Genomic DNA, 25843 nt, shown 5'->3' on the forward strand with positions numbered 1-25843 from the left:
CTCGGGTGTTCGGATTTTTGCTTGTATGACAGCGTTTTCGTGGTTTCCCGTGGAACCAAGCCGCCGTGTCCACCGTTCGGTGGACAGCCGGATTCAGCCGCCTGTTGGTCGGATCCGGCGGTCCCGGCGGCCAGGCTTGAGCCATGACCACAGCAGTGAGCGTGCGCGGCCTGCGCAAGCAGTACCCCGGTCACCTCGCCGTGGCCGGGCTGGACCTGGAGATCTCCCAGGGCGAGGTGTTCTCCCTGCTCGGCCCGAACGGCGCCGGGAAGACCACGACGGTCGAGATCCTCGAGGGGCACCGGCAGCGGACGGAGGGCGAGGTCAGCGTCCTCGGCGAGGACCCGGGCCACGCCGGGCGGGCCTGGCGGGCGCGCCTCGGCATCGTGCTGCAGACGGCGACCGACGCCGCCGAGCTGAGCGTCGCCGAGACCGTCCGGCACTTCGCGAAGTACTACCCCGACCCGCGCGACCCCGACGAGGTGATCGACAAGGTCGGGCTCACCGAGAAGGCCGGGGCGCGGGTCAAGGCGCTCTCCGGCGGCCAGCGCCGCCGCGTCGACGTCGCCCTCGGCATCGTCGGACGGCCCGAGCTGCTCTTCCTCGACGAGCCGACCACCGGCTTCGACCCCGAGGCGCGGCGGCAGTTCTGGACGCTGATCAGCGACCTCGCCGCCGAAGGCACCACCATCCTGCTGACCACGCACTACCTCGACGAGGCCGAAGCGCTCGCCGACCGGGTCGCGGTGATCGCGCGCGGCGAGATCGTCGCCCAGGACACCCCGCAGAACCTGGGTGGCCGGGCCGCGGCCGAGGCCACCGTGCGCTGGGTCGACGAACGCGGTGAGCACGTCGAGCGGACGGCGTACCCGACCAAGCTCGTCACCGAGCTCTCGGCCGGGGGCCGGGAGCTCGCCGGGCTGACGGTGACCCGGCCCAGCCTGGAGGACATCTACCTGGACCTGATCGGAGACAAGGCATGACCACTGCGCCATCCGGGGCTTCGCCCCGGGCCGGGGGCTCCGCCACCCGGAACCCCCGAAGAGCAGCTGTCGCGCTCCCCGGCCCGCTTTCCCTCGGCCTCGCCAGAGGCGGGACCGAGCTGCGGCAGTTCTTCCGCAACAAGGAACAGGTGGTCTTCACCTTCTCCCTGCCCGCGGTGCTGATGATCCTGCTCGGGTCCATCCTGGACGGTCCGACACCGCTCGACGGCGTCACCTCCGGGCAGCTGCTCGCGGCCGGGATGATCGGCTCCGGCATCGTGTCGACGTCGTTCAACAGCATCGCGACCGGCGTCTCGGCCGACCGGGAAACCGGTGCCCTCAAGCGCCTGCGCGGCACGCCGATGCCGCCAGCGTCGTACTTCATCGGCAAGATGGCGCTGGTCGCGGTGTCGAGCCTGGCCCAGACGGTGCTGATGGCCACGGTCGCCGTGCTGCTGTTCGGGCTGCGGCTGCCGTCCGACCCGGCGAAGTGGCTGACCCTGCTGTGGGTGTTCGCGCTCGGCATCGTCTCGTGCACGCTGCTCGGGATCGCGATCAGCTCGCTGGCGAAGTCCACCAACGGCGCGGTCGCCGTCGTGCAGATGCTCTATCTGATCCTGCAGTTCATCTCCGGCGTGTTCGTCTCGCCGATCACGAACCTGCCGAAAGTTATGGTGGACATCGCGTCGTTCTTCCCGCTGAAGTGGATCTGCCAGGGGTTCCGGTCGGTCTTCCTGCCGGACGCCGCCGTGAGGATGGAGATGGCCGGAGCATGGGAACTGCCGCGAGTGGCGCTGGTGCTGGGGATCTGGTGCGTGGCGGGGGCGGTACTGGCGCGGCTGACCTTCCGGTGGTCCGACGCGAAGTGAAGGACGCCTGGGACCGGTTCAACTGGCTCTGGGAGATCCTCTTCGCCGTCGCCTACCTGGCCACGACCACGCTGGTGCTCCTCGACCACGGCGACCCGGCGCGGACGGCGATCGCGGTCGGGGCGCTCACCGCGCTCGCGCTGGGCTACCTGCTGTGGGGCCGCCGGATCGTCCGGGACGACGACTCGCCGTCCGGGCAGCGGTGGGCGTTCGCCGTCACGGTGCTGGTGCTGGTCGGGATCGCCCTGTTCGCCCAGGAGACGTCCGGCTTCATCCTCTTCATGGCCTGCCCGCTGCTGTTCTCGACGCTGGAGTTCCGGCCGGCGGCCGTCCTCACCACCGTCGCGATCCTGCTCAACCCCGCGTCGACCGTCGTCAACCAGGGGTGGCGGGGCCCGACCCTGCACATCATGCTGCCGATGACGGCGATCCTGGTCGTGTTCGGCCTGCTGTGCGGCAAGTTCATCGGGCACGTCATCGACGAGAGCCGGGGCCGCGCGGACCTGATCGCGAAGCTGGAAGCGAGCCAGGCCGAGGTCGCCCGGCTCTCCCGGGAGGCGGGCACCGCGGCCGAGCGCGAACGGCTCGCCCGCGAGATCCACGACACGCTCGCGCAGGGCTTCACCAGCATCGTCACCCTCGCCCAGGCCATCGAATCCGAATTGGACACCGATCCGGCGGCCGCGCGGCGGCACGCGGAGCTGGCCGCCCGGACCGCGCGGGACAACCTGACCGAGGCCCGCGCGATGGTCGCCGCGCTGGCCCCGGCGGACCTCGCCGCGGGCTCGCTGGTGGACGCCGTCCGGCGGCAGGCCGACCGGCTGGCCGACGAGACGGGCCTGCCGGTCGAGTACGAAGTAGACGGTGGGCTGCCCGCGCTCGGCACGGCCGGCGAAGTGGTCCTGCTGCGCGGCGCCCAGGAAGCGCTGAACAACGTCCGGCGGCACGCGGCCGCGTCCGCGGTTTCCGTCCGGCTGTCCGCTGTGGACGGTTCGGTGCGGCTGTCGGTGCGCGACGACGGCGCCGGCTTCGACCCCGACCGCGCCACCGGGTTCGGGCTGCGCGGGATGCGGTCCCGTGCCGAGCAGGTCGGTGGCAGACTGAGTGTCCGGAGTGGCCCCAGCGGCACCGAACTCACCCTGGAGGTGCCGGCTTGATCCGCGTCATGCTCGTCGACGACCACCCCGTCGTCCGCGAAGGCCTCCGCGGCATGCTCGAAGCGGAACCGGACCTGACGGTCGTCGGCGAAGCGGGTTCCGGGGACGAAGCCGTCGCGCTCGACCGGATCGCCGCACCCGACGTCGTGCTGATGGACCTGCGGATGCCCGGTCTCGACGGCGTCGGTGCCACCAAACGGATCCTGCGCGAGCAGCCCGGGCGCCGGATCGTCGTGCTGACGACGTACGAGACGGACGCGGACATCCTGCACGCGGTCGAGGCCGGCGCGTCGGGCTACCTGCTGAAGGACGCCTCGCGCGCGGAGCTGGCGAACGCGATCCGCGCGGCGGCCCGCGGGGAGACGGTCCTGGCGCCGTCGGTGGCGGGCAAGCTGGTCAACCGGGTCCGCAACCCGGAGCCGCAACCGCTGTCGGCCCGCGAGGTGGAGGTCCTCCGGCTGGTCGCCAAGGGCGGCACCAACGCCGACATCGGCCGCGCCCTGCACATCAGCGAGGCCACGGTGAAGACCCACCTGCTCCGGGTGTTCGGCAAGCTCGGCGTCTCCGACCGCACGGCCGCGGTGACCACGGCGATGGCGAAGAACCTGCTCGGCTGAGGACCAGGGCCTGCTTCGCCGGCCGGAGCGCGGCAGAATGCCCCCATGCTTGCCTCGACCGAACTCGCCCTGCTCCGCCGGATCGCCCACGAGCAGGCCGCCTGCCGGGCTCCGTCGCTGGTCGCCGCCGTGGTGCGGGACGGCGGGATCGTCTGGTCCGGTGCCCGGGGCTGCGTCGGCGGCGAAACGCCCGGCACCGACACCCAGTACCGGCTGGGTTCGATCACCAAGACCCTGGTCGCCACCGCCGTCATGCGGCTGCGCGACGAAGGCCTCGTCGACCTGAACGACCCGCTCGAAAAACACGTCCCCGGCACGCCGTTCGGCGCCGCCACCGTCGCCCAGCTGCTGTCCCACACCTCCGGCCTGACGTCCGAGTCGCCCGGCCTGTGGTGGGAGCGGACCCCGGGCGCCGACTGGGACGCGCTGGTCGGCAGCCTCGCCGAAGGCGCGACCAAGCACCGGCCGGGCGCGCGGTTCCACTACTCGAACGTCGGCTACGGCGTCCTCGGCGAGCTGGTCGCCCGCCACCGCGGCAAGGGCTGGCTGTCGGTGCTCGAGGAGGAGGTCCTCGGCCCGCTCGGGATGACCCGCACGACCCCGCACCCGGTCGGCGCGCACGCCGACGGCTTCGCCGTGCACCCGTTCGCCGACGTCCTGCTGCCCGAGCCGAGCCCGGACGCCGGCGCGATGGCCCCCGCCGGGCAGCTGTGGTCGACCGCGCGGGACCTCGGCCGCTGGACGGCGTTCCTCGGCGGCGACACCGGCGGCGTGCTCGCGCCGGAGACCGTCGAGGAGATGCGGACCATGGTCACCGTCGACGACACCGACGTCTGGACGACCGGGTTCGGGCTCGGCCTGATGCTCGTGCGCCACCGGGGCCGCCGGTTCGCCGGCCACACCGGCTCGATGCCCGGCTTCCTCGCCGTGACGCTGGTCGACCCGGCCGCGCAGACCGGCGCGCTGGTGCTGGTCAACTCGACGTCCGGGGTCGGCATCACCCAGCTCTGCCTCGACCTGATCACGATGACCGACGAGCTGGAGCCGCGGCTGCCCGCCGAGTGGCTGCCGTCGCCGGTCGACCCCGCGCTGCTCGCGCTGACCGGGCTCTGGCACTGGGGCCCGACGCCGTACCACCTGCGCGTCCAGGGCGACGGGCTGCTGCTGCTCGCACCGGTTGAAGGCGCCGGGCGCAGCTCGCGCTTCCGCGCCACGGGCGAGGACACCTACGTCGGCCTCGACGGCTACTACGCCGGCGAGACGCTCGTGGTGGGCCGGAACGCCGACGGCGTCGCCACCCACCTCGACCTGGCGACGTTCGTCTTCACCCGCACGCCCTACGACCCGGCCGCGCCGGTGCCGGGCGGCGTCGAAGACTGGCGGTGAACCGGGCCCCGCTCGCACCCCCAGGGTGGCGAGCGGGACCCTCAGTTCAAGGCGGCGGTGCGCGCCGCGTAGGCGACGGCGGCCGCGAACCGGGTGGCGAGGCGCTTGCCTTCGCCCCAGTCCCAGACGCCGAGCTTCAGCACGGTCATGATCGTGAGCGCCGAGCCGCCGTCGGCGTGCGACACGGTCACGTTGACGTGCTGGCCCCAGCTCAGCAGCGACATCCCGGTGCGGCAGGTGGCGAACCCGCGCGAGGGGTCGTAGACCGGCTGCCGCCCGCCGATCGCCGCGACCCCGGCCGGGAGGGCGTTCCACAGCACTTCGGGCGGCACCGGGTAGGTCTGCTGGAGAGTCGTCACGGCCGGGGACGCTACCGGGGGCCCGCAGGGCCGGGAACCGTGTTTTTACCCCCACCGACACGCCGGCCGATGCGTCCTACGGCGTAGCTGTTTCCGTCCGGAAGGCCGGTTACGAGGTCCTCCGAAGGCCACGCGGCGAGCCACAGCCGTCGCCGGTCGCGCAGCTCGGCGGCGACGTCGGCGGGCACCGGAGGCAGGTGGAAGCGGATGCGGACGTCGCCGGGCAGCACCGCCCAGCCGTCGACCGGCTCGCCCGGCCGCACGTCGAACGCGGCGGCCGTGACCGGCGTCCAGCTGCCGCTCGCCAGGCACCGGACCGGGACGGCGAGGTCCGCGCGCCGCACGGCGAGCGCCAGCAGCGCGACCACCGACGGCACCGGCAGGACCCACGGCAGCCAGCCACCGGTCACGACGACGGCCGCGACCTCGGCCGCGAGCGCGAAGGCACCCACCGCCCACACCGCCGCGGTGGCAAGCACGAACTTGGCCCGCAGGACCCGCCGCGTCGACGGCCGCTCCGGCAGCAGCTTGGCCAGGCCGTACAGCGAGGCGCCGGCGAAGAACGAGACGAACACTCCTGCGTAGACGACGTCGGCACCGTGCGGCGGGTGTTCGACGAGCCCGTCGACGAGCGCGGCGGCCACCAGGACCCACAGCACCAGCAGGCACGCCCGCAGCACACCGCGGCGGCCGTCCGGACGCGCCTCGCCAGTCGCCCACCACGGCAGCCGCGGGACGAAGACGAGCACCAGCGTCGCCGCGAACCCGACCGGCAGCCCGATGGCAGCGGTGTCCGTCCAGCCCTCGATCGCGAGGTGCACCGCGGCCAGCACGGCGAACCAGGCGAAAAAGTACCAACGGGGCTTCATCGATTCCACATGTCGGAACCCGCACCACCTGCGTTAGCTGCCTTCTCCCGACCTGAGAGACTGGCCACATGACCGACGCTGAGTTGACCATCCCCGCCGACCTCAAGCCGGCCGACGGCCGCTTCGGCTGCGGCCCGTCGAAGGTCCGCGCCGAGCAGCTGAGTGCGCTGGCGGAGTCCGGCTCCACCTACCTCGGCACGTCGCACCGGCAGAAGCCGGTCAAGTCCCTCGTCGGGCGCGTGCGGGCGGGCCTGTCCGAGCTGTTCTCGCTGCCCGAGGGCTACGAGGTGATCCTCGGCAACGGCGGCACCACCGCGTTCTGGGACGCGGCCGCCTTCGGCCTGGTCCGCGAGCGCGCGCAGCACTTCACCTACGGCGAGTTCTCCTCGAAGTTCGCCACCGTGACCAAGGGCGCGCCGTTCCTGGCCGACCCGATCGTCGTCAAGGCCGAGCCGGGCAGCGCCCCGGACATCGCCTACGAAGCCGGCGCCGACCTGGTCGGCTGGGCGCACAACGAGACGTCCACCGGCGTGGCCGTGCCCGTCCGCCGCCCCGAGGGCAGCGAGGGTGCGCTGGTCGCGATCGACGCCACCTCCGGCGCCGGCGGCCTGCCGGTCAAGGCCGAGGACTTCGACGTCTACTACTTCGCGCCGCAGAAGTCGTTCGCAGCCGACGGCGGGCTCTGGATCGCGCTGGCCTCCCCGGCCGCCGTCGAGCGGATCGGCGAGATCGGCGGCGGCGACCGCTGGATCCCCGAGTTCCTGTCGCTGACCACCGCGCTGGACAACTCCCGCAAGGACCAGACCTACAACACCCCGGCCGTGGCCACCCTGTTCTTGCTCGCCGAGCAGATCGAGTGGATGAACGGCCAGGGCGGCCTGGCCTGGACGACCTCGCGCACGAAGGACTCGTCCTCGCGGCTGTACGAGTGGGCCGAGAAGACGAGCTACACGACGCCGTTCGTCAAGGACCCGGAGCTGCGCTCGCAGGTCGTCGGCACGGTCGACTTCAGCGACGACGTCGACGCCGCCGCGGTCGCGAAGGTGCTGCGCGCCAACGGGATCGTCGACACCGAGCCGTACCGCAAGCTGGGCCGCAACCAGCTGCGCGTCGGCCTGTTCCCGGCGATCGACCCGGACGACGTCACCAAGCTGACGCAGGCGATCGAGTACGTGGTCGAGCGGCTCAGCTGACCTGAGGCTCCTTGGAGGGGACCTCCGCCGCGGCCGCGGCAGGGGTCCCCTTCTTCGTGCCGAGGCGACGGGCGCCGAACGCGGCGAGGGCCAGCAGGAGCACGCCGAACAGCTCGTAGGACTCGGTCGCCAGCCACCAGCCCGCCGACGGCGCGGGGCGCGGGGCGAACCACATCGGGCCGGCGATGAACAACGCCAGTCCCGCGACGACGACCCCGGCCGCCACCCACCGGACCGCCCGGTCGAAGCGCCACGCGTACCACCCGGCGAGGACGAGCAGCGGCACGCACCACGTCCAGTGGTGGGTCCACGAGATCGGCGAGACCAGCAGCCCGCCGAGCGCGCAGGCGGTGAGCCCGAGCACCGGCTCGGCGGCGCGCACGATGATCACCGCGACCACGGCCATCACGGCCAGCGCGGCCACCACCCAGGCGAACTCCGGCAGGCCGGCGCGCACGGTCAGGCCGTGCAGGGACTGGTTGCCGACGTAGTCGACGCCGCCGATACGGCCCGCGTCGAAGACGAGCTTCGTCCAGTACGTGAAGGACGCCGACGGCCGGATCAGCCACAGCAGCGCCCCGGCCACCACGAACCCGGCGACCACGCGCGCGGCCGAGCGGAAGTCGCGGCGGCACAGGAAGTAGACGACGAAGACGGCCGGGGTCAGCTTGATCGCCGCGGCCACGCCGATCAGCAGGCCCTTCGTCCGCTTCCGCTCGCCGGGCAGCAGGACGTCGAGCACGACCAGCACCATCAGCAGCGCGTTGATCTGCCCGAAGCCCAGCGTCGAGCGCACCGGTTCGAGGAGGGCACCCGCGAGCTGCGCACCGATCGCGACCAGCGCGGCCACCGTCCGGCCCCGGACGTTCGCGGGGTCGGTCAGCGAGCCGTTGAGCGTCGCGACGTAGAGGTACGCGACCACGCCGGTGGCGAGGATCGACGCGATGCTGACCAGCTTCATCGTCACCGCGAACGGCAGCAGCGTGCCGGGCAGGAACACCGCCGCGGCGAACGGCGTGTAGGTGAACGGCAGCAGGATCTGGTGCGTGGTGGGGACCCAGGCGTCGTACGGCGAGCCCTGCTCGGCGAGCGCCTTGGCGCCGCCGAGGTAGACCTCGAGGTCGAGGCCGTCGAACCGCTTGAGCACGAGCACCAGGACGACGGCCGCGATTTCGAGCACCCCAAGCGACCAAGCCAGTTTCCGCCCAGTCAACGCGCCCCCTCGAGCCAGGTCTTCGACCGGCCGAGATTACCCGGCGCTCAGCAGCAGCCGTGCACCGGCAACCGCACTGACCTGGCGTTCGCCGCCCCGGCGGGCCGGTTCGCCGCGGTTTCGGCGGCGGCCAGCAGCTCGTCGAGCGCGGCCCGGTCCAGGACCCGGCCCGCCGTGACGACGGTGTCGATCCGCCGGACCGCGCCGATGTCGGCGAGTGGGTCGGCGTCGAGCAGCACCAGGTCGGCGACCTTGCCGGGGGTGATGGTCCCGGCGCTGTCGGCCCGGCCGAGGAACGCGGCCGCGTCCCGGGTCACCGCCTGCAGCGCCCGCCGCGGGCCGAGCCCGGCCGCGACCAGGAAGGCGAGCTCGTCGTGCAGGCTGAACCCCGGGTAGACGTACGGGTTCAGGCAGTCGGTCCCGCCGAGGATCCCGACGCCGGCGCGGTGCGCCTCCCCGACGAGCCGCAACTGCGCCTCGAAGTAGGCGTCCTGCTGGGCGATCTGCTCGGGCGTGACCGGGGCGAACAGCGGCAGCTGGCGGGCCCAGAGGTCGAGGACCTCCCGCGGGACGTACTTGTTCCGCGAGTCGTGCGCGAACGCGCCGGCGGGCCGGGAGATGACCCGGTTGACCGTGAAGGTCGGGCTGAGCCGGCTGCCGAAGGCGTTGAGGCCGGCGAAGTGGCGGGCCGCGGTGGCCGGGTGGTAGGCCTGCGCGGCCTGCCGGTCGAGTTCGCGGGCCAGGTTGAAGAAGTCACGCGGGGCCTTCGGGTCGAACGGCTGCGCGTCGAGGCGGGCGAGGAACCCGTCCCGGTGGCTCGAAGTGGCGATCGGCAGCCCGAAGTTGTGCTCGAAGCTGCGCTGCCCGGCCCGGGCGGCTTCGAGCACCCGGAGCCGGTAGGGCCAGTGCCCGGCGAACGGCACGCCGTGGCGCCGGCACTCGTCGGCGAGGGCGGCGAAGACGTCCCGCGGCAGGTAGAAGTACACCTTGACGAAGTCGGAGCGCTGCTCGACGGCGGTCCGCACCGCGGCCCGCGCCTCCTCGGCGGTCCCGACCTTGGTGACCGACGACCCGAGCAGCGACACCGGGCCGTCGATGATCGAGCTGGCCAGCACGACCCGCGGGCCGAGCAGCTCGCCGCGGGCGATCTTGTCGCGGGTGACCCGGTTTTCGTCGTAGCCCTGCATTTCCCGGATGCCGGTGACGCCGTTGGCGAGGAACAGCGGCGGCCAGATGTCCTCGTAGTCGATGCCGTGGGCGTGCATGTCCCACAGGCCGGGAACGAGGTACCGGCCACGCCCGTCGACGACCCGCGCACCCCCGCACCGCGGCACCTCGGCGGCGGGCCCGACCCAGGCGATCCGGTCCCCGACGAGCACCACGGCGGACCCCGGCCGGGCGGGACCGTCGGTCCCGTCGACCACGGTCGCCCCGGTGACGACAACGACATCACGGCCGGCCGCGGCGGCTTCCTGGGCGAAGACGGCGGGAGCCACCCCGGCGGCCGCGAGACCCGCACCCGCTGTCGCGAGCCACCGAAGGAAATCACGCCGGTTCGCCTCGACTCGCAGCACAGCCGCCCTGCCCTTCGATCGGCTCTCCCTTCGGGTCATCCAACACCCGGGCGGAGGCGGTGGGGAATCTTCCAACGTGCTGAATGCCGGGTGAGGAGTAACTCCCCACCCGGCATCTGTGCATCCTCCCGCGCCACGCCTCAGGCCAGCGCCCGCGTGGGCGCCAGCCGAGCCGCCCGCACCGCCGGGTACGCCCCCGCCACCGCCCCCACCAGGGCCGCGATCCCGACACCTCCGGCCAGCGCCCCCTCCGGCAGCACCGCGGGCCACCCCTGGCTCAGCGCGTACCCCGCCGTCACCAGCACCCCGGCCAGCACCCCCGCCAGCCCGCCGAGCCCGGACAACAGCACCGACTCCGCCAGGAACTGCCCGCGGACCTGCCGTTTCGTCGCCCCCAAAGCCCGGCGCAGGCCGATCTCGCGCCGGCGCTCCAGCACCGAGATCACCATCGTGTTCGCCACCCCGACCCCGCCGACCAGCAGCGCGACCCCGCCGAGCCCGAGGAACAGCGCGCTGTACGTCGTGTCCGTCAGCTTCTGCGCCGCCAGGGCGTCCGACGGGCGCCGGACCTGGACCTCGTTGGGCGCCTGCGGGTTCAGCGTCGCGGCCAGTACCGAACGCACCGCGTCCACCCCGGACTCCTCCGCCCGGACGTACACAGTGGACGGATGGCCGTCGAACCCGAGCAGCCGCTTGGCGACGTCCCAGCCGACCAGCGCCGACCGCTCGACCTCCGGCGCCAGCGGCATCGGCGCCAGGATGCCCACCACGGTGAACCACTGCGTCCCGACCAGCACCTGCGGCGGCCGGGCCGGGTCGATGTGGTCGATGCCCAGCCGGGCCGCGGCCTGCGACCCGAGCACCGTCACCGGGTAGTCCTGGTTCCCGGCGGCCAGGAACGCACCCGCCCGCACCTTGCCGCCCAGCACGCCGAGCAGGTCAGGCCGCGCCGCGTACACCGCCAGCCCGGACGTGTCGTCCGCGGCGATCTTGTCGCTGCGGCGGACGCTCGCCGACGTCGTCCCGGTGCCGGCCGCCGCCTTCACCGGGCCGATCCGGCGGGCCATCGCGACGGCGTCGTCCGGCAGGGTCGCGTTGTCGCCGAACAGGGTCTGGCCCGGCCCGGCGGTGAGCAGGTTGGGGCCGAGCGCGGCCAGCCGGTCGTGCAGTGCCTGCGCGCCGGACGCCGGGATGGCCAGCACCGCCACCATCGCGGCGACGCCGATCGCGATGCCCAGCGCGGACAGCACCGCGCGCACCGGCCGCGTGCGCATGCCGTGGGCGCCGAGCGCGACGACGTCCGGCGGCTTGAGCCGGGCCGGTTCGGGCAGCTTGACTTCCGGTGGCGCGGTCATCGCGCACCCACCAGGCCGGTGTCCAGCCGCAGGCGCCCGTCGAGCAGCTCGATCCGGCGCGGCATGCCCGCGGCGATCTCGCGGTCGTGGGTGATCACGACGATCGTGGTGCCGTCCGCGGACAACTCGCCGAGCAGGGAGAGCACGGACGCGCCGGTGCCGGTGTCGAGGTTGCCGGTCGGCTCGTCGGCCAGCAGGATCGACGGCTCGTTGACCACGGCCCGCGCGATGGCGACGCGCTGGCGTTCACCACCGGAGAGCTCGCCGGGCCGGTGCCACGCCCGGTGCCCCAGCTTGACGCGGTCGAGGGCCGCGAGCGCCTGCGTGCGCCGCCGTCGCCGCGGCACGCCGGCGTAGAGCAGGCCGGTGCACACGTTGTCCACCGCGCTCATCCCTTCGTCGAGGAAGAACTGCTGGAACACGAACCCGATCCAGCGCGAGCGCAGCGCCGAGACCTTGCGGTCGGGCAGCGCGGCGACGTCGTGGCCGTGCAGCTCGATCCGCCCCGACGACGGCCGGTCGAGCGTGCCCATCAGGTGCAGCAGGGTGGACTTGCCGGACCCGGACGGCCCGACGATCGCCACCATCTCCCCGTCTTCCAGGGAGAGCGAGACGCCGTCGAGCGCGGCGACCCCGCCGGGGTAGGTGCGCGTGACCTCGTGCACGCGCAGCACGGGCGTCACGACGTCGTCACCACCCGCATGCCCGCGGTCAGGCCGTTGCCCGAGACCTCGACCTTGCCACCGCTGAACAGTCCGGTTTGGACGGCGATCAGCCGTCGCTGCCCGTTCTCGTCGACCTCGACCGCGTACCCGCCTTCGGCGAGCGCGAGCAGCGCGCCGACCGGCACCGCGAGCACGCCCTGGTGCACGTCCTTGGTGAACCGGACGGTGGCCGGGGACGAGTCGAGGCTGCCGCCGGCCGCCGGGTCGTCGAGCCGGACGGTCACGGTGATCTTGGGCTTGCCGTCGTCCTCGCCCGCCTGGTTCTTGCCCTCGACCGCGGTCCGCCCGACGTCGGTGATCGTGCCCGGCGTCGTCTTCCCGTTGATCGTCACCGACGCCTTCGCGCCCTGCTGGGCCAGGCCCTGCTTGGCCGCGTCGAGCTTCACCTGCACCAACCGGACAGTGCCGGTCGTCTTGAGGATCTCGCCCTGCGCGGGCGCGCCGAGCTTGGCCTGGACGGCCGAAACCCGCAGTTCTCCGGCCGCCAGCACGACGTCGCCCTGCCCGAACGTCCCGGTCTGCTCCAGGCCGAGGGACTTCTGCCACTTCTTCAGCGCGGCCGCGGTCGCCGCGGTGAACTTCTTGTCCGGCGTCCCGAACCCGCCGAAGCCGCACGCCTTGAGGTTTTCCTCCAGCTGCTTGACGTCGGCGCCGTCGTCCGCGCCGGTGGCGAGGTCGCGGTAGAACGGCAGCGTGCCGTAGAACAGCGGCACCGGCTTCGCGTCCACCCCGTACACCGTCTGGCAGCGGGTCAGGGTCGCCCCGGCGGCGGGCAGCGACGTGACCGTGCCGGGCTTGCGGCCGGCGACGACCGACTCGTCGCCGTAGCCGAGGGTGCCGTCGGCCTCTTCTTCCTCGCTGAGGTCGGTCTTGGCCACCTCCGCGGTCTCGACGGCGGGCGGCGCGGCTTCCTTGACCGGCGTCGCGCTCGACACCCGCGTCAGGATCACGACCGAGCTGGTGCCCAGCACCACGACGAGGACGGCACCGGCGATGAACCAGCGCGTCCGGCCCCGGCGGCGCGGCTTGAGGTGCGTCACGTCGTTCACTTGCCCGCCCTGGAGCTGATGCTCATGCCGAGCCCGCACGCTTTGGCGGCGTCTTCGAACTTCTTCGGGTCGTCGCCCATCCCGCCGATCCGCGTGGCGCCCTTGCCCGCCGGATCGGGGTCCGGCATGTCGATGCCGTGGTCCCGCATGCACTTGGCGTCCTTGCGCATCTTGTCCAGTTCCTCGGCGCTCGGCGGCTTCATCTCGCCGCCGTTGGGCATCAGGTGCTTGCACGCGTTCTGCGCGGCGTCGATCTTCCCCTTGTCGGCACCGTCACCCTGGATCCCGATCGCCACCCCGTTGCCGTCGCCTGCGGGCTTGGGATCGGGCATGTCGACGCCGTGCTCGCGCATGCACTTGGCGAACTCCCGCATCTTGTCCTCGTCGCTCTTGCCGCTGTTGTCGGCCGCGGTGGGGCCGCCCGTCTTCGACGGCGTCGAGATCGAAGCCACCTTCGACCCGTCGTCGGTCTTCGCGCCGCAGCCCGCGAGCAGCAGGGCCGCCCCGATCGCCGCGACGGCCGTCCGTGTCCGCATCGGCTCGCTCCTTTCGTCCGGATGGCTCCCAGGTCTACGGATCGGGGGATTCGGGCGCGCTAAGCGACGTCGCTTATGCGCTCCTTATGGCCTTCCGGCGCAGACTGGGCGGGTGCGCGTGCTGGTGGTGGAGGACGAGCGGTTGCTGGCCGACTCGGTCGCGGAGGGACTGCGGCGCTTCTCGATGGCCGTCGACGTCTGCTACGACGGCGAGCAGGCCATGGAACGCGTCGGCGTGCACGGCTACGACGTCGTGGTCCTCGACCGCGACCTGCCGAAGGTGCACGGCGACGACGTCTGCGCGGCGGTGGTCCGCGCGGGCGGCGAGGCGCGGGTGCTGATGCTGACCGCGGCCGCCGACGTCACCGACCGGGTGGCCGGCCTTGGCCTCGGCGCCGACGACTACCTGACGAAACCGTTCGCGTTCGCCGAGCTGGTCGCCCGGGTGCAGGCGCTGTCGCGGCGCGCGCGGCCGGCGTTGCCGCCGGTGCTGCAGCGCGACGGCGTCGTGCTCGACCTGCCGCGGCACCAGGCCGCCCGCGACGGCCGGTTCCTGCTGCTCTCGCCGAAGGAGTTCGCCGTGCTCGAGGTGCTCATGCGGGCGGAGGGCACGGTCGTCAGCGCCGAGGACCTGCTGGAGAAGGCGTGGGACGAGCACGCGGACCCGTTCACCAACGCGGTGCGCGTCGCGGTGATGACGTTGCGGCGCAAGCTGGGCGACCCGCCGGTGATCGAGACCGTGCCGGGCGCCGGCTACCGGTTCGGCACGCCGTGACCGGCTTTTCGGTCCGGACGAAGCTGACGGCCTGGTACGGCGGGCTGTTCCTGCTCGCCGGGGTGGTCCTGGTCGTCATCAACTACCTGCTGGTGCAGAGCACGCTGCCGGACCCGGCCCGGGTCGCCGACCGGACGATCAACACCGCCGAGGTGGCCTACGGCGTCTCGGGCCAGGCGGCCATCCCGTCCCCGGGCGTCGCGATCCAGCTGCTCAGCGGCTCGCTCGACACCTACCGCGCCTCGACGCTGTCGACGCTGGTGGTCGGCTCGGCGATCGCGCTGGTGGCCACGGCGGCGCTGGCGGTGCTGTTCGGCTGGCTGATGGCGGGCCGCGCGCTGCGGCCGCTGCACGACATCACCTCGGCCGCCCGCAGGCTGGAGGCGGGCAAGCTCGACCGGCGGATCAACCTGGAAGGGCCGCCGGACGAGCTGAAGGAGCTGGCGGACACGTTCGACGGCATGCTCGACCGGCTCGCGGAGTCGTTCGACAGCCAGAAGCGGTTCGTCGCGAACGCCTCCCACGAGCTGCGGACGCCGCTGGCGGTCCAGCGGACGCTGATCGAGGTGGCGATGGCGGATCCCGACGTCCCCGCGGAGCTGAAGAAGCTCGGCACGCACCTGCTCCACACCAACGAGCGCAGCGAGCGGATGATCGAGGGATTGCTGGTGCTGGCCCGCAGCGACCGCGGACTGCACGCGCGCACCCCGGTGCGCTTGGACGAGGTCACGGCGTCGGTGGTCCGGGCGACTTCCGCCCAGGCTGCGGCGGCCGGGGTGACGGTGGAGACGCGCCTGCGGCCGCGGACGGTCGCGGGCGACCCGGTGCTGCTCGAGCGGCTGGTGACGAACCTGGTGGTCAACGCGATCACGTACAACGCTTCCGGTGGCTGGGTGTACGTCGAGGTGCGCGGGGACCCGGCGCTGGAGGTGCGGAACTCGGGGCCGGCGGTGCCTCCGGAGGCGGTCCCGACGCTGTTCGAGCCGTTCCGGCGGCTGGGCGGCGCGGAGCGGACCGGGGACACGCGCAACGCGGGGCTCGGGCTGTCGATCGTCCGTTCGGTGACCCAGGCGCACGGGGGTCGCGCGGAGGCCCAGCCGGGACGGCGCGGCGGTCTCACGGTGACGGTCCGGCTGCCGCCCGCGTGATCCCCCCGCGCCGCCGTCTTGATCCACTCGATCGTGACGTTGCGTGTCCGGCGTGTCACCCCTTTGCCGCTGACCAGCGTGGTCGACGATGCAGAGGACACGAAATGAACAGTGGGCAGTTCGGTGCGGACTCGGCGCGCCTCGCACGTCAAGCCGACGCGCCGTTCTAACGTGGGCACCCACAACGGTGAAGAAGATCGGGGAGGCGAGAACAATGCGGGCGCTGCGAGTGGTCGGACTGCACGAGGACGGGAAGTCCATCGTGCTCGAAGACCCGGCGAGCCGTACTCGTTTCCTGCTCCCGGCTGATGAGCGTCTGCGCGCGGCGGCGCGGGGTGACATCACCCGCCTCGGCCAGATCGAAATCGAGTTGGAGAGCCAGATGCGGCCACGCGAGATCCAGCAGCGCATTCGCGCCGGCGAGTCCGTCGAACAGGTCGCCGCCGGCGCCGGTATCTCGACGCAGCGCGTCGAGCGCTACGCCTACCCCGTGCTGCTCGAGCGGTCCCGGACCGCCGAGCTGGCGCAGAGCGCCCACCCGGTCCGCGAGGACGGTCCCGACGTGCAGACGCTCGGCGAGGTCGTCGCCTACAGCTTCGGCGTCCGCGGCCACGACTACTCGCAGGCCACCTGGGACTCCTGGAAGGGCGACGACGGCCGCTGGGTCGTCGTGCTCCGCTGGAAGGCCGGGCGGTCGGACAACCGGGCGCACTGGGCGTTCTCCCCCGGCGCGCACGGCGGCACGGTCACCGCGCTGGACGAGAACGCCGAGGTCCTGCTGGACCCCAACGCCTACCGCGCCCCGCGCACGGTCCGCGCCCTCGCCCCGGCCCGCGAGACGGAGTTCCAGCCGACGCTGGATTCGGTCGAGCCGGAGCGCGCGCAGCTGCCCTCGGCCGAGCCGGACCCGGACGACGACACCCGCGAGATCCCGCGCGTCCCCACGGACCCGGACGAGGACACAACGGTGCCGGACCCGCGGCCCAAGGCGAAGAAGAACCACCCGATCGTGCCGTCCTGGGAAGACGTGCTGCTCGGGGTCCGCTCGCAGCGCGGCTAGACCACCCGCGCCGCGAGCGTCTTCGGCGCGACCAGCCGGTAGGCCTCGCGCAGGATCCGGTCGACCTCCGCCCAGTCGAGGTCGACGTCCAGCCGCACGCCCAGCCAGCCGCGGTGCCCGACGTACGCCGGCCGGAAGAACCGCTCCGGCTCGGTGCGCACCAGTTCCTCCTGCGCGCCCAGCGGCGCCGGGCACCAGAAGGCGAGCCTGCCGTCGCCGTGGTGGTCGTCGGCGAACATGGCGAGCGTCTTCTTGCCGCGCACGAACCACGCGGGAGAGCCGTGGCTGAGCCGCTCGGTCGTCTCCGGCAGCGCCAGGCACAACTTCCGCAACGCCTCCAGCTGCTCCATCCCCACGCTCCCCTAGAAGGCGATCACCAGCACGCCGATCCACGCGAGCACGACCCCGCCCGCCGCGCCGTAGGCGGCCCAGCGCAGGATCGGCGTGCGCCGGATCAGCCACAGCGACGGCGTGATCCCGGCCGTCACGATCACCGAGGCCGCCAGTGCGAGCCAGCCGCTGGTCTCGCGGGCCAGCGTCGAAGCCAGCGCCAGCATGGCGACCACGACCACGGCGGCGATGAACGCCGAGACGGTCAGCCCGGTCAGCCACGGCGTCGGCTCGCCGGGCGGGCCGGGCGGCCCGAGCACCGCGCGGACGAACCGGTGGCCGCGGTCGGTGGGCTGCAACGGCGGTTCGACCACGGTGTCGTCGCCGGTCACCGGATCGACGAACCGCACGGTCGTGCCCATCACCGAGGCCAGCCGGGTGGCCAGCTGGCGGCCGCGCTGCGAGACCACCGCGCCCGCCTCCGCGCCGGGGTCGGCGGTCACCGCGGACGCCACGCGCGCCCACTCGTGCAGGGCCTGGGCCAGGTCGGCACCGATCGCGAGGCTGTGCGGGTCCACCTCGCGCGCGTGCTCCCCGCCCGGGCCGGCCAGCACCGCGCGCTCGCCGCGGATCCGCAGCTCCATGTGTGTCCCTCCCCACCTCGGAAAGCAGAACTTTAGCCGCCCCGGGCCAGTTCGTAGAAGGCAACGGCGGCGGCCGTCGCGATGTTCAGTGAATCGACTCCGGCCGGCATGGGTATCCGGACGGCGTGATCAGCCGCCGCGAGCGCCGCCTCGGTCAGTCCCGGACCTTCGGCGCCGAACAGCAACGCCACCCGCCCGGGCGCGTGCGCGCGCAGTTCGGGCAGCGGGATCGAGCCCGGCCGCGGGGTGCACGCCACGACGGCGAACCCGCGCGCCCGCAGGTCGTCGAGCCCGCCCGGCCAGTCCGTCAGGTGCCCGAAGGGCACGCGCAGCACGTGTCCCATCGACACGCGCACGCTGCGCCGGTACAGCGGGTCGGAGCAGCCGGGGCCGAGCAGCACGCCGCCGACGCCGAGCGCGGCCGCGTTCCGGAAGAGCGCGCCGAGGTTTTCGTGGTCGCCGACGCCTTCCAGCACGGCGAGCGGGCCGGTGCCGCCGGCGACCTCGGCGACGGTGAGCGGCGCGGGCCGGTCGGCGACGGCGAGGATGCCGCGGTTGAGGTGGAACCCGACCACCTCGGCCATGGTGTCCGCGGAGGCGACGTACTGGGGAACGTCCAGTCCGGCCAGGTCTTCGGCCAGTTCGGCGAACCGGCGCGGCACTCCCAGCAGGGCCCGGACCGGGTAAGGGGAAGCCAGCAGCCGGGACACCACGACGGTGCCTTCGGCGATCACGAGGCCCCGCCCGCCGGGCCGGTCGGGGCGACGGTCCGCAGTGGACAGGTCGCGGAAATCGTCGACCCGGGGGTCGCCGGAGTGGTCGATGTGGATCACGCCCATCCGCCCAGTCTGTCACCCGCCTGCCGGGCGCCTCACTGGTCCGAACGTCCACCGGACCGTGGTACGAACGGGCTCTTTTTGCTGTGGGTTAACCGACCGTGACGGACTGCACCAGTTTGGCCGCTAGCCCGGGTGCATCGCCTGTGTAACGGTTGTCCGCCGGGGCCTGAAACACGTCCTAGTCCACGCCGACACGAAGCAGGGATGGTCATGGGGATGGACCTCGAGGCTCAGTCGTTCAACACGCTGGACCGAGGGAGGTACCGCCGGAAGGTGCAGCGTTGCCTCGACACGCTGGCCCGGATGCTCACCGACGGCAGCTTTTCCTTCCCCCGCAAGAACATCGGCCTCGAAGTCGAGCTGAACCTCGTCGACCGCGAGCTGCGCCCGTCGATGACGAACACCGCGGTGCTGGAGGCGCTCGACGACCCGTCGTTCACCACCGAGCTGGGCCAGCACAACATCGAGCTGAACGTCCCGCCGCGGCCGCTGGCCGGCGATTCGGCCCTCCAGCTGGAAGACGACCTCCGCGCGTACCTCGACACGGCGGCGACGAAGGCGCGTGACACGGGCTCGGCGCTGGCCATGATCGGCATCCTGCCGACGTTGAAGCACGAGCACTTCGACCAGAAGTGGCTCACCAACAAGACCCGCTACTCCACGCTGAACGACCAGATCTTCGCCGCGCGCGGCGAACGCACGGTGCTCGCCATGGAGGGCGCGGCGCTGCCGGGCCAGCAGCCGGAACGGTTGCGCAGCTTCGCGGAGTCGATCCTGCCGGAAGCCGCGTGCACGAGCGTGCAGCTGCACCTGCAGGTCGCGCCCGAGGAGTTCGCCGCGCACTGGAACGCGGCGCAGTGCCTGGCCGGGCTGCAGATCGCACTCGCGTCGAACTCGCCGTTCCTGCTCGGCAAGGCGCTCTGGCACGAGACGCGGATCCCGCTGTTCCTGCAGGCGACCGACACCCGGCCGGAAGAGCTGAAGAACCAGGGCGTGCGGCCGCGGGTGTGGTTCGGCGAGCGCTGGATCACGTCGATCTTCGACCTGTTCGAGGAGAACGTCCGCTACTTCCCCGGGCTGCTCCCGGAAACCGACGCCGAAGACCCGATCGAGGCGCTCGACGCGGGTCAGGCGCCGAAGCTCACCGAGCTGCGCATGCACAACGGCACGATCTGGCGCTGGAACCGGCCGGTGTACGACGTCGTCGACGGCCTGCCGCACCTGCGCGTGGAGAACCGGGTGCTGCCCGCCGGGCCGACGGTGGTCGACACGGTGGCGAACGCGGCCTTCTTCTACGGCGCCCAGCGCGCGCTGGCCGAGGCGGAACGCCCGGTGTGGAGCCAGATGTCGTTCCAGGCGGCCGAGGAAAACCTCTACGCGGGCGCGCGCCGCGGTTTCGACGGGCAGCTGTACTGGCCGGGCATCGGCTGGATCCCGCCGGACGAGCTGGCGCTGCGGGTGCTGCTGCCGCTGGCCCACGAGGGCCTGCGCCGCTCCGACGTCTCCGACGAGGCCCGCGAGCGCTACCTCGGCATCATCGAGCGCCGCTGCCTGGCCCGGCGGACCGGGGCGACCTGGCAGCGGGACTACGTAGTCCGCGCGCAGGAGCGCGGCCTGGACCGCGAGGCGGCACTCGGCCGGATGCTGGGGCGCTACCTGGAGCTGTCCGAGGCGGGCGAACCGGTGCACACGTGGCCGGTGGCCGATTGACGCTAGCCTGGGTGGATGCCGAAGATTCTCGGTGCGTCGCTGGAGGCGCACCGGCGTGAGGTGCGGGCCCGGGTCTTCGAAGTCCTGCGCGCGCAGCTCTACGAGCGCGGCTTCGACGCGATCACCCTCGCCGGCGTCGCTTCGGCGGCCGGGGTGGGCCGGACGGCGCTCTACAACCACTTCCCGGACAAGGAAAGCCTGCTCGTCGCGTTCGTCGAGGACGAAGCGGCCCAGTACGTCACACGGCTGACCGAGGCCGTCGAGGCCCAGGCGGACCCGGTGGACCAGCTGGCCACGTTCGTCCGGCTGCAGCTGCGCGTGCTGGCGGAGTACCACATGCCACCGGGGACGGCCCTCGCCTCGGCACTGGCCCCGGCGGCGTACCGGCGGATCAGCGCCCACGCCGACCCGATCACCGACCGCCTCCGGGCCATCCTCGCCGGCGGCGTCGACCTGGGCCGCTGGCCGGCCGAGGACCCGGACGTCCTGATCCCGATGATCACCGCGGCCCTGGGCAACCGCACCCTGGTCGACGGGCCGGCCGGACAGCTGGAGGACGTCGTCGAGGCGGCGGTGCGGTTCGTCCTCCGCGCGGTGGGCGCGACGGTTTAGGGTGGCCTAAGTCCGAATCATGCCCTACGATCTTTCTGACAGCCTGTCAGATCGATCGCCGGGAGGCCTGCCCATGTCGGTGACCACGGACGCCCGCCCCTTCTCGGCGACCCTGCGCGCGTCGACGCTCGAGGTCCACGACCGGGCGAACTACTCGACGTACATGCGCGCCCTGCTCGGCGGCGAGCTGACCCGCCAGGGCTACGCCGAGCTGGCGGTCCAGTACTACTTCGTCTACGGCGCGCTCGAAGCGGCGAGCGACGCGATGGCCGGCGACCCCGTCGGCGGCGAGTTCGTCTTCGAGGAGCTGCGACGGCTCCCGCTGCTCGAGCGGGACCTCGCCCACCTGGTCGGGCCGGACTGGCGTGAGACGATCACGCCGCTGGCGTCCACTCGCGAGTACGTCGCGCGGATCCGCGAAGCGTCGGCGTGGGCCGGCGGGTACGTCGCCCACCACTACACGCGCTACCTCGGCGACATCGCCGGCGGCCAGGCCATCCGGCGCCTGCTGGAGAAGACCTACGACGTCGCCGAGGCCGGCACGCTCTTCTACCACTTCGAGGGCATCGGCAGCGCTCCCCGCTTCCGGGACCAGTACCGCGCCAAGCTGGACAACGCGCCCTGGGACGAGGCCGAGCGCGCCCGGGTGATCGACGAGACGCGGGTGGCGTTCGAGTGCAACGTCGCCGTCTTCGAGGAGCTGGCGACGCGGCTCGACGAGTTCCGTGCTTGATCTCACAGGTCGTTGACCTCCAGTTAAGTCCAAGTTGCAGGCTCGGTTTCGGGTGTCGGACCCTCGGGTACGCCACTCGTGAGCCGCCGTCCCAAGTAGTGACGGCCACCCGCCCCCGCTCGCCGGGAAGGGGCGTGTGCTACTAGGTTCGGTACCGGAAACTTGTGTCGAAGACAGAAGGAGGGCCAATGGCCCGCTACGAGCTGCCCGATCTCGACTACGACTACGGCGCCCTCGCGCCGCACATCTCCGGCGAGATCAACGAGCTGCACCACAGCAAGCACCACGCGACCTACGTCAAGGGCGCGAACGACACGCTCGACAAGCTCGAAGCCGCCCGCGAAGCGAACGACTTCGGCTCGATCGTCGGCCTGGAGACCACGCTGGCCTTCAACCTGGCCGGCCACGCCAACCACGTCGTGTGGTGGAAGATCCTGTCGCCGGAGGGTGGCGACAAGCCGACCGGCGAGCTGGCCGCGGCGATCGACGAGGCGTTCGGCTCCTTCGACAAGTTCAAGGCGCAGTTCACCGCCGTCTCGACCACGATCCAGGGCAACGGCTGGGGCGCGCTCTCCTGGGACCCGATCGGCAAGACGCTGATCACCCAGCAGCTGCGCGACCACCACAACAACCTGATCCTGCCGACCGTGCCGATCCTGCTGGTCGACGTCTGGGAGCACGCGTTCTACCTGGACTACAAGAACGTGAAGCCGGATTACGTCAAGGCCCTGTGGAACATCTTCAACTGGGCGGAGATCTCCAAGCGCTTCGACAACGCCGTCGCCGGCGGCAACGGCCTGCTGCTCGGCTGAGCGGTTCGTCGTCAAACGGGGTCCTCCTCACGGAGGGCCCCGTTTTTCGTCGCCGGCGAAACCGCCTTGACCTCGAGTGCGGTCGAGGTGTTTCAGTGGACGGCATGGACATCGACGCGTACCTGGACCGCCTCGGCGTCGCCCGCCCCGCGGCGCCCGACCTCGCGACGCTGCGCCACCTGCAGGAACGCCATCTGGCCGCGGTGCCGTTCGAGAACCTGAGCAGTCACCTCGGCGAGCCGGTCGTCCTGGAGGAGGACGCGCTGTTCGCCAAGGTCGTGCACCGCCACCGGGGCGGATTCTGCTACGAGCTGAACGGCTTGTTCGCAGCCTTGCTGCGCGCGCTGGGCTACGACGCTTCCCTGCACGCGGCCCAGGTCTTCCACGCCGACGGCACCCCGGGCCCACCCCTGGACCACGCGGCGATCGTCGTCTCCCTGGACTCGCAGGACTGGCTGGTCGACGTCGGCTTCGGCCGGTTTTCCCGGTACCCGCTGCAGTTGTCCGCCGTGGACGCCCAGCGCGACCCGGACGGCGAGTTCCTGGTCCTGGACGCGCCGTACGGCGACTACGACGTGCTGCTGGACGGCAAGCCGCAGTACCGCCTGGAGCGCCGGCCGCGCCCGCTGGCCGACTTCGTCCCGATGGCGTGGTGGCAGACGACGTCCCCGGAGTCGCACTTCACCCGCTCGCTGACGTGCTCCCGGGCGACGTCCCAGGGCCGGGTGACCCTGGCGGGCGACAAGCTGATCGAGACGGTGGACGGCATCCGGAACGAGGTCCACCTGCCCACTCCGGCGGCGATCCGGCTGGCGTACCGCGTGTACTTCGGGATGGTGCTGCCGCGCCTGCCGGTACCACCGGGCGGGAATCCCTTGACCGGCAGCGCGGACCGGCCGGACACTGCCGTGCACGCGTCCTGACGTGAACGAAGCCCCGGCCTGGGGTTTCCCAGGGCCGGGGCTCCGTCCGTTCCCGAACTGACTGCCGCTCCCACCACGAAGCGGACGTGTATGAGGTTAGCCTAACCTCAGCTCTCCGGGCAAGAGGCCCGATCTCACTCTTCCGGGTGACCTCAGATGTGCGGGCCCCGGGTTTTGTCGGTGCGTGCCGATACGGTCACAGCGTGAACACGAGGGGGAACTCGAACCGCACCGCGGCGCTGGTCGTCGTCGCCGTCCTGGTCTTTCTGGCCACGCTCGGCGGCGGCGCCTGGCTGGTCCTGCGCAGCACCGTCTTCCGGCCGGTGGCACTGCCGGACCCGCCGAAGGACCTGCCCAGCCCGTGGCCGGAGAGCAAGGGGCGGAGCCGGTCCGGGTCTCCTACCCGCGTAAGTCCGGGGCGGAGCTGCGCACGTGGGCCGAGTCACTGGTGCCGAGGTTGCTCGGAACCTAGCGCAGGCGGTCCGGTTGCGGCGGCTTGTCGGCCTGTCCGGTGTGGACGCTCAGGCCTTCGCCCGCTTCAACACCCGCAGCCCCAGCCCCCGCTTCACCGGCCAAGAAACCCCACCACGCCGAATCAACACCACCGCGCAAACCACCGCGGCCAAAGCCGAAACTGCCCCACCGATGTAGAACGGAGACCGCCCGCCGAACTCCTGGGCCATCCACCCCACCATCGGCCCGCCGATCGGGTTGCCGCCGATGAGCACCAGCACGTACAGCCCCATCACGCGGCCGCGCATCTCCGGGCTGACCGACGTCTGCACCAGCGCGTTCGCCGTGTTGAGGAACGTCATCGTGGCGAAGCCCAGCGGGATCAGGCCGAGGCCGAACGTCAGGTACGTCGGCATGAACGCCGTGATCAGCTCGAACACGCCCAGGAAGAACGCCGACACCAGCATCAGCCGCACCCGGGGGCGGCCCTTCGTGCCACGGCGGGCCGACATGATCGCGCCGGTGAACGTGCCGACCGCGACCAGGGTCGACAGGAGCCCGTAGCCGTCGGCCGCCGTGTGGAAGACGTTCGCCGCGACGATCGGCAGCGAACTGAAGTACGTGATGCCGAACGTGCTGACGAACAGCACCAGGACCATCACCGTCATCAGGTCCGACCGGCGGCGGACGTACCGCAGCCCCTCGGCCAGCTGCCCCTTCTCGCGCGCCACCGCCGCGACGCGGAACAGCTTGTCCGGGTTCATCAGGACCAGCCCGGTGATCACCGCGACCGTGCTCAGCGCATTCGCGATGAACAGCCACCCGGTGCCGATCCAGGTGATCGCGAACCCGGCGATCGCCGGGCCGACGATCCGCGCCATGTTGAAGATCGACGAGTTCAGCGCGACGGCGTTGGCCACCTGGTCGCGGCCCACCATCTCGGCCACGAACGACTGCCGCGTCGGCACTTCCAGCGCCGCCGTCACGCCGAGGGTGAAGCACAGGACGTACACGTGCCAGAGCGCGGCGATCCCGGTCAGGTCGAGCACGCCGAGGATGACCGCCTGCGAACAGGCCGCCACCTGGATCCAGGTCAGCAGCCGCCGCTTGTCGACGCGGTCGGCGAGGACGCCGGCCCACAGCGAAAGGAACAACGTCGGCGTGAACTGCAGCGCGACCGCGATGCCGAGCGCGATCGGGTTGTTGCCGCTGAGGGTGAACACCAGCCAGTCCTGGGCGATGCGCTGCATCCAGGTGCCGATGTTCGAGATGACCTGGCCGGTGAAGAACAGCCGGTAGTTGCGCACGCGCAGCGACGCGAACATGCTGCGGCGCTTGGGAGAGGATGGCGGCGAGGCCGATTCCCGGGTAGCAGTGGTCTGGATCGAACGCTTTGTTTCGCTACCCGTGGCCGTCACCGTGGTTAGTTCCCCGCCATCCTGTCTATGATTTCGGCGGCTTTGGAGAGCACTTCACGCTCTTCGTCGCCGAGTTCCGCCAGTTGCCGGTCCAGCCACGCCTCCCGCACGGAGATGGCCTTCTGCACGTAGGCCAGCCCGCTCTCGGACAGCTCGACGATGGCCTGCCTGCCGTCGGTCGGGTGCGGGCGCCGTTCGACGAACCGCAGCTCCTCGAGCGCGGCGATCACCCTCGTCATCGAAGGTGGCTGGACGCCTTCCTTCGCGGCGAGCTGACCCGGGGTCAGCGCACCGCACTTGTGCAGGGTGGACAGCGCGGCGACCTGCGTGAGCGTGAGGTCGTCCCCGACGCGCTGTGCCCGCAGCCGGCGGTTGAGCCGGACCACCGCGAGACGCAGACGGCTCGCCAAGGAGCGCTCGTGCGTGTCGCCGGACATATAGTTAGCATACCTTACGAAACTTCGTCCGAGCGGGTGATCTCCGTCAATCCGCAACCCGGGA

28 protein-coding genes are annotated in these 25843 nt (G+C 72.0%); 14 read left to right on the top strand and 14 right to left on the bottom strand.

Annotated elements, in window-relative coordinates; all coding sequences use genetic code 11:
- Nucleotides 1–143: 143 nt before the first annotated feature.
- The 5 genes from ABZX11_RS08460 to ABZX11_RS08480 are packed head-to-tail and all read left to right on the top strand — an operon-like array spanning nt 144 to nt 5012.
- Nucleotides 144–983: an ABC transporter ATP-binding protein gene (locus tag ABZX11_RS08460; protein ID WP_354911079.1), complete on the top strand. Its 840-nt coding sequence runs from the start codon at nt 144–146 to the stop codon at nt 981–983.
- Nucleotides 980–1852, top strand: a complete 873-nt coding sequence (locus ABZX11_RS08465; RefSeq protein WP_254897108.1) for an ABC transporter permease — start codon at nt 980–982, stop codon at nt 1850–1852. Before ABZX11_RS08460 ends, ABZX11_RS08465 begins: the two co-directional genes overlap by 4 nt.
- Nucleotides 1849–3009 (top strand): sensor histidine kinase, encoded by a 1161-nt coding sequence (locus ABZX11_RS08470; RefSeq protein ID WP_354911490.1) that lies wholly within the window; start codon nt 1849–1851, stop codon nt 3007–3009. The genes ABZX11_RS08465 and ABZX11_RS08470 overlap by 4 nt, the downstream gene beginning before the upstream one ends.
- On the top strand, nt 3006–3626 hold the full coding sequence (locus ABZX11_RS08475) for a response regulator transcription factor (RefSeq protein WP_176174614.1): 621 nt from the start codon (nt 3006–3008) through the stop codon (nt 3624–3626). Before ABZX11_RS08470 ends, ABZX11_RS08475 begins: the two co-directional genes overlap by 4 nt.
- Nucleotides 3627–3671: 45 nt before the next feature.
- Complete coding sequence (locus ABZX11_RS08480; RefSeq protein WP_354911083.1) at nt 3672–5012, top strand: serine hydrolase domain-containing protein; 1341 nt, start codon at nt 3672–3674, stop codon at nt 5010–5012.
- A gap of 41 nt (nt 5013–5053) precedes the next feature.
- Here the strand turns inward: ABZX11_RS08480 and ABZX11_RS08485 are convergent, their stop codons facing one another.
- Entirely contained in the window at nt 5054–5371 is a 318-nt protein-coding gene (locus ABZX11_RS08485; RefSeq protein WP_354911085.1) for a hypothetical protein, read from the bottom strand.
- A gap of 11 nt (nt 5372–5382) precedes the next feature.
- A complete protein-coding gene (locus ABZX11_RS08490; protein WP_354911087.1) occupies nt 5383–6240 on the bottom strand; it encodes a hypothetical protein in 858 nt (285 codons plus the stop codon).
- A gap of 68 nt (nt 6241–6308) precedes the next feature.
- Between ABZX11_RS08490 and serC the strand changes: the two genes are divergently transcribed.
- Nucleotides 6309–7433 (top strand): phosphoserine transaminase, encoded by a 1125-nt coding sequence (gene serC, locus ABZX11_RS08495; protein WP_176174610.1) that lies wholly within the window; start codon nt 6309–6311, stop codon nt 7431–7433.
- Here serC and ABZX11_RS08500 read toward each other — a convergent pair.
- From ABZX11_RS08500 to ABZX11_RS08525, 6 genes are all read right to left on the bottom strand, one after another.
- Entirely contained in the window at nt 7426–8613 is a 1188-nt protein-coding gene (locus ABZX11_RS08500) for a glycosyltransferase 87 family protein (protein WP_354911089.1), read from the bottom strand. The two genes, serC and ABZX11_RS08500, sit on opposite strands and share 8 nt — an antisense overlap.
- Nucleotides 8614–8693: 80 nt before the next feature.
- Nucleotides 8694–10220 carry an amidohydrolase family protein gene (locus ABZX11_RS08505; protein ID WP_354911091.1) on the bottom strand — a complete coding sequence of 509 codons (1527 nt, stop codon included), beginning with the start codon at nt 10218–10220 and terminating at the stop codon, nt 8694–8696.
- Nucleotides 10221–10360: 140 nt separating this feature from the next.
- A complete protein-coding gene (locus ABZX11_RS08510) occupies nt 10361–11575 on the bottom strand; it encodes an ABC transporter permease (RefSeq protein ID WP_354911094.1) in 1215 nt (404 codons plus the stop codon).
- A complete protein-coding gene (locus ABZX11_RS08515) occupies nt 11572–12258 on the bottom strand; it encodes an ABC transporter ATP-binding protein (RefSeq protein WP_176174607.1) in 687 nt (228 codons plus the stop codon). The genes ABZX11_RS08510 and ABZX11_RS08515 overlap by 4 nt, the downstream gene beginning before the upstream one ends.
- Nucleotides 12255–13349: a peptidoglycan-binding protein gene (locus tag ABZX11_RS08520; protein ID WP_354911096.1), complete on the bottom strand. Its 1095-nt coding sequence runs from the start codon at nt 13347–13349 to the stop codon at nt 12255–12257. Before ABZX11_RS08520 ends, ABZX11_RS08515 begins: the two co-directional genes overlap by 4 nt.
- Nucleotides 13346–13885: a hypothetical protein gene (locus ABZX11_RS08525; protein WP_354911099.1), complete on the bottom strand. Its 540-nt coding sequence runs from the start codon at nt 13883–13885 to the stop codon at nt 13346–13348. The genes ABZX11_RS08520 and ABZX11_RS08525 overlap by 4 nt, the downstream gene beginning before the upstream one ends.
- 112 nt (nt 13886–13997) lie before the next feature.
- Here ABZX11_RS08525 and ABZX11_RS08530 point away from each other — a divergent pair, with 112 nt between their 5' ends.
- From ABZX11_RS08530 to sepH, 3 genes are all read left to right on the top strand, one after another.
- On the top strand, nt 13998–14660 hold the full coding sequence (locus ABZX11_RS08530) for a response regulator transcription factor (protein WP_354911102.1): 663 nt from the start codon (nt 13998–14000) through the stop codon (nt 14658–14660).
- Nucleotides 14657–15808 carry an ATP-binding protein gene (locus tag ABZX11_RS08535; protein WP_354911105.1) on the top strand — a complete coding sequence of 384 codons (1152 nt, stop codon included), beginning with the start codon at nt 14657–14659 and terminating at the stop codon, nt 15806–15808. The genes ABZX11_RS08530 and ABZX11_RS08535 overlap by 4 nt, the downstream gene beginning before the upstream one ends.
- Before the next feature lie 214 nt (nt 15809–16022).
- The gene (gene sepH / locus ABZX11_RS08540; RefSeq protein ID WP_176178116.1) at nt 16023–16868 is read left to right on the top strand and encodes a septation protein SepH; all 846 of its coding nucleotides are present in this window, start codon (nt 16023–16025) and stop codon (nt 16866–16868) included.
- Here the strand turns inward: sepH and ABZX11_RS08545 are convergent.
- Genes ABZX11_RS08545 through ABZX11_RS08555 form a run of 3 tightly spaced genes read right to left on the bottom strand, consistent with a single transcriptional unit; the run spans nt 16865 to nt 18681 of the window.
- Complete coding sequence (locus ABZX11_RS08545) at nt 16865–17218, bottom strand: MmcQ/YjbR family DNA-binding protein (RefSeq protein ID WP_354911108.1); 354 nt, start codon at nt 17216–17218, stop codon at nt 16865–16867. The genes sepH and ABZX11_RS08545 overlap by 4 nt on opposite strands.
- Nucleotides 17219–17230: 12 nt before the next feature.
- A complete protein-coding gene (locus ABZX11_RS08550) occupies nt 17231–17842 on the bottom strand; it encodes a DUF2537 domain-containing protein (RefSeq protein ID WP_176174601.1) in 612 nt (203 codons plus the stop codon).
- 32 nt (nt 17843–17874) lie between these two features.
- Nucleotides 17875–18681, bottom strand: a complete 807-nt coding sequence (locus ABZX11_RS08555; protein ID WP_354911110.1) for an RNA methyltransferase — start codon at nt 18679–18681, stop codon at nt 17875–17877.
- Nucleotides 18682–18891: 210 nt separating this feature from the next.
- Between ABZX11_RS08555 and ABZX11_RS08560 the strand changes: the two genes are divergently transcribed.
- The 5 genes from ABZX11_RS08560 (at nt 18892) to ABZX11_RS08580 (ending at nt 23471) form a co-directional block, all read left to right on the top strand.
- The gene (locus tag ABZX11_RS08560; RefSeq protein ID WP_254897106.1) at nt 18892–20391 is read left to right on the top strand and encodes a glutamate-cysteine ligase family protein; all 1500 of its coding nucleotides are present in this window, start codon (nt 18892–18894) and stop codon (nt 20389–20391) included.
- 15 nt (nt 20392–20406) lie between these two features.
- Entirely contained in the window at nt 20407–21003 is a 597-nt protein-coding gene (locus ABZX11_RS08565; RefSeq protein ID WP_176174598.1) for a TetR/AcrR family transcriptional regulator, read from the top strand.
- 73 nt (nt 21004–21076) lie between these two features.
- A complete protein-coding gene (locus ABZX11_RS08570) occupies nt 21077–21736 on the top strand; it encodes a biliverdin-producing heme oxygenase (protein ID WP_354911114.1) in 660 nt (219 codons plus the stop codon).
- A 188-nt stretch (nt 21737–21924) separates the two neighbouring features.
- The gene (locus ABZX11_RS08575; protein ID WP_003088226.1) at nt 21925–22548 is read left to right on the top strand and encodes a superoxide dismutase; all 624 of its coding nucleotides are present in this window, start codon (nt 21925–21927) and stop codon (nt 22546–22548) included.
- Nucleotides 22549–22652: 104 nt separating this feature from the next.
- A complete protein-coding gene (locus ABZX11_RS08580; RefSeq protein ID WP_354911117.1) occupies nt 22653–23471 on the top strand; it encodes an arylamine N-acetyltransferase in 819 nt (272 codons plus the stop codon).
- 196 nt (nt 23472–23667) lie between these two features.
- Here the strand turns inward: ABZX11_RS08580 and ABZX11_RS08585 are convergent, their stop codons facing one another.
- The 3 genes from ABZX11_RS08585 to ABZX11_RS08595 all read right to left on the bottom strand — a co-directional run bounded on the left by ABZX11_RS08585 (nt 23668) and on the right by ABZX11_RS08595 (nt 25779).
- Nucleotides 23668–23847 (bottom strand): hypothetical protein, encoded by a 180-nt coding sequence (locus tag ABZX11_RS08585; protein WP_354911119.1) that lies wholly within the window; start codon nt 23845–23847, stop codon nt 23668–23670.
- Nucleotides 23848–23992: 145 nt separating this feature from the next.
- Entirely contained in the window at nt 23993–25249 is a 1257-nt protein-coding gene (locus ABZX11_RS08590; protein WP_354911122.1) for an MFS transporter, read from the bottom strand.
- Between the two features lie 98 nt (nt 25250–25347).
- Nucleotides 25348–25779: a MarR family transcriptional regulator gene (locus ABZX11_RS08595; RefSeq protein ID WP_086844964.1), complete on the bottom strand. Its 432-nt coding sequence runs from the start codon at nt 25777–25779 to the stop codon at nt 25348–25350.
- Between the last annotated feature and the right edge of the window lie 64 nt (nt 25780–25843).

This window comes from Amycolatopsis sp. NPDC004169, from assembly GCF_040610315.1.
Lineage (GTDB): Bacteria > Actinomycetota > Actinomycetes > Mycobacteriales > Pseudonocardiaceae > Amycolatopsis.

What these genes read in the sequence shown, in the direction of transcription:
- ABZX11_RS08550 (WP_176174601.1), bottom strand. Translation starts at nt 17,842, where the DNA reads ATGGAGCTGCGGATCCGCGGCGAGCGCGCGGTGCTGGCCGGCCCGGGC.
- ABZX11_RS08545 (WP_354911108.1), bottom strand. Translation starts at nt 17,218, where the DNA reads ATGGAGCAGCTGGAGGCGTTGCGGAAGTTGTGCCTGGCGCTGCCGGAG.
- ABZX11_RS08595 (WP_086844964.1), bottom strand. Translation starts at nt 25,779, where the DNA reads ATGTCCGGCGACACGCACGAGCGCTCCTTGGCGAGCCGTCTGCGTCTC.
- ABZX11_RS08525 (WP_354911099.1), bottom strand. Translation starts at nt 13,885, where the DNA reads ATGCGGACACGGACGGCCGTCGCGGCGATCGGGGCGGCCCTGCTGCTC.
- ABZX11_RS08580 (WP_354911117.1), top strand. Translation starts at nt 22,653, where the DNA reads ATGGACATCGACGCGTACCTGGACCGCCTCGGCGTCGCCCGCCCCGCG.
- ABZX11_RS08510 (WP_354911094.1), bottom strand. Translation starts at nt 11,575, where the DNA reads ATGACCGCGCCACCGGAAGTCAAGCTGCCCGAACCGGCCCGGCTCAAG.
- ABZX11_RS08575 (WP_003088226.1), top strand. Translation starts at nt 21,925, where the DNA reads ATGGCCCGCTACGAGCTGCCCGATCTCGACTACGACTACGGCGCCCTC.
- ABZX11_RS08570 (WP_354911114.1), top strand. Translation starts at nt 21,077, where the DNA reads ATGTCGGTGACCACGGACGCCCGCCCCTTCTCGGCGACCCTGCGCGCG.
- ABZX11_RS08480 (WP_354911083.1), top strand. Translation starts at nt 3,672, where the DNA reads ATGCTTGCCTCGACCGAACTCGCCCTGCTCCGCCGGATCGCCCACGAG.
- serC (WP_176174610.1), top strand. Translation starts at nt 6,309, where the DNA reads ATGACCGACGCTGAGTTGACCATCCCCGCCGACCTCAAGCCGGCCGAC.
- sepH (WP_176178116.1), top strand. Translation starts at nt 16,023, where the DNA reads ATGCGGGCGCTGCGAGTGGTCGGACTGCACGAGGACGGGAAGTCCATC.
- ABZX11_RS08555 (WP_354911110.1), bottom strand. Translation starts at nt 18,681, where the DNA reads ATGGGCGTGATCCACATCGACCACTCCGGCGACCCCCGGGTCGACGAT.
- ABZX11_RS08565 (WP_176174598.1), top strand. Translation starts at nt 20,407, where the DNA reads ATGCCGAAGATTCTCGGTGCGTCGCTGGAGGCGCACCGGCGTGAGGTG.
- ABZX11_RS08490 (WP_354911087.1), bottom strand. Translation starts at nt 6,240, where the DNA reads ATGAAGCCCCGTTGGTACTTTTTCGCCTGGTTCGCCGTGCTGGCCGCG.
- ABZX11_RS08560 (WP_254897106.1), top strand. Translation starts at nt 18,892, where the DNA reads ATGGGGATGGACCTCGAGGCTCAGTCGTTCAACACGCTGGACCGAGGG.
- ABZX11_RS08460 (WP_354911079.1), top strand. Translation starts at nt 144, where the DNA reads ATGACCACAGCAGTGAGCGTGCGCGGCCTGCGCAAGCAGTACCCCGGT.
- ABZX11_RS08465 (WP_254897108.1), top strand. Translation starts at nt 980, where the DNA reads ATGACCACTGCGCCATCCGGGGCTTCGCCCCGGGCCGGGGGCTCCGCC.
- ABZX11_RS08590 (WP_354911122.1), bottom strand. Translation starts at nt 25,249, where the DNA reads ATGTTCGCGTCGCTGCGCGTGCGCAACTACCGGCTGTTCTTCACCGGC.